The sequence below is a fragment of the Streptomyces sp. NPDC090994 genome, from assembly GCF_044768905.1.
Classification (GTDB): Bacteria; Actinomycetota; Actinomycetes; order Streptomycetales; family Streptomycetaceae; genus Streptomyces.
On record NZ_JBIVWS010000057.1, the window covers coordinates 1 to 1,089 of the forward strand.

The following is a 1,089-nucleotide window of genomic DNA, read 5'->3' on the forward strand; positions in this document are numbered from 1 at the left end:
GAGTCGCTCCAGGGCGCGCGGGCCCATGACCACACGCATGGGGAGCGCCTGGTAGGAGAAGTCCAGCAAGGGGTTCATCGGGCGTCCTTCTCGTTCTCGTTCTGGTTGTGGTTCGCGGGCTCGGTCTCCGTCTCGGGCTCGACGACGATGTCGAAGTCGGCCCTGCGGAACGGCGCCGTCACCCCGTACTCGCGGGCCGCCTCCGCGTCGTCCACCTCGGGGAAACCGACCACGAGGCTGTCCTTGACGGCGAAGACGGCGTCGGAGTCCAGGTAAGGGCTGTCGGCGACGAAGATGTGCGTCGTCAACGGCCGGTGCCCCTCGGCCTCGACGATGAAGTGGACGTGGGCGGGACGGTACGGGTGCCGGCTCGTGGCGCCGAGCAGCTCACCCACCGGTCCGTCGGTCGGGATCGGATAGTGGCTCGGTACGACGGTACGGAACCACAGGCGCCCCTCGCCGTCCGTACGGAACAGACCGCGTCCGTTGCCGAGCGGCTGCACGTCGGGCTGCTGGACGTCGTAGAAGCCCTCCTCCGTGCACTGCCAGACGTCCACGCTCGCGCCGGGCAGCGGGGTGCCGTCGGCGGACGTGACGCGGACGGAGACCACGCAGGGTTTGCCGACGCCCATCAGGTCGATGCTGTCCCCGCTGACACGCTCGGGGGACTCCACGACGTGGAACGGGCCGAGGACCGTGCTCTCGGTGCCGCCGCCCTGTTCGTTCAACGTCTCCACCAGCATGGACACGCCCAGGACGTCGGAGAGCAGGATGAACTCCTGCCGCGTGGGGTCGCACTTCTGCCCCACGGCGGTGAGGAACTCCACGGCGTACTCCCACTCCTCCAGCGTGGGCCGCACCTCCTTGACGTAGCCGTGGAGGTGGCGGACCAGTCCCTGGAGCAGCTCCCGCAGCCGGGGGTCGGCGGTGTCGCGGAAACTGTCGACGGCCGCGTCGGTGATGGCCTGCACTGCTTCGTCGCTGTTCGTCATGTCATACCTCCAGGGCGACCGGGCCGGACGCTGCCGGAGCAGCCGTCCCGGTGAGAGCGTGCTTGAGTTCGTCGACCAGCGCACCGAGTCCGCCTGC

General features: G+C 69.3%; 1 protein-coding gene. It reads right to left on the reverse strand.

The window, feature by feature from the left end; translation table 11 throughout:
* Positions 1 to 74: 74 nt before the first annotated feature.
* Positions 75 to 992, reverse strand: a complete 918-nt coding sequence (locus ACIQR3_RS38230) for a dioxygenase (RefSeq protein ID WP_403546200.1) — start codon at positions 990 to 992, stop codon at positions 75 to 77.
* Between the last annotated feature and the right edge of the window lie 97 nt (positions 993 to 1,089).